Source organism: Streptomyces sp. DH12 (assembly GCF_020873895.1).
In the GTDB taxonomy this organism is placed as follows: Bacteria; Actinomycetota; Actinomycetes; order Streptomycetales; family Streptomycetaceae; genus Streptomyces.
This window is the reverse complement of sequence record NZ_JAHWGT010000589.1, coordinates 1-551: the sequence shown is the minus strand read 5'-3', so window position 1 is coordinate 551 and position 551 is coordinate 1. Positions and strand designations below refer to the sequence as shown.

General features: G+C 78.6%; 1 protein-coding gene. It reads left to right on the top strand.

Annotated elements, in window-relative coordinates; genetic code table 11:
• Positions 1–551, top strand: a 551-nt coding sequence (locus LPA54_RS35930; RefSeq protein ID WP_228984744.1) for a DNA-processing protein DprA, incomplete at both ends; no start/stop codon positions are given.

Genomic DNA, 551 nt, shown 5'->3' with positions numbered 1-551 from the left:
CGGCCGGATCTTCCTCAGCCGCGTCATCGAACCCGGCGACGAGACCGGCGGGCGCTGGGTGCGGGAGTTCGGGGTGGACGGAGTGGTGCGCCGGCTGAGGCAGCGCGGGGAGCCCCTGCCCGGCGTCGGCCGGAAGCGGTGGGCCGGGCTGCTGGCCAGGGCCGAGCGGGCCGACCCGCGCCGGGACCTCGCCGTCGCACAGGACGCGGGCGTGCGGTTCGTGTGCCCCGGGGACGCGGAGTGGCCCGGTCAGCTCGACGACCTCGGGGACGCCCGCCCGCTCGGCCTGAGGGTGCGGGGCACCGCGGACCTGCGGATGTGGGCGCTGCGCTCGGTCGCCCTCGTCGGCGCCCGTGCCTGCACCGAGTACGGCGCGTTCATGGCCGCCACCCTCGCGGCCGGACTCGCCGAGAAGGGATGGGTCGTCGTCTCCGGCGGCGCCTACGGCATCGACGGCGCCGCCCACCGCGGGGCGCTCGGCGCGGGCGGCGCGACCGTCGCCGTGCTGGCCTGCGGGGTGGACCGTCCCTACCCGCGCGGACACGCAGGAC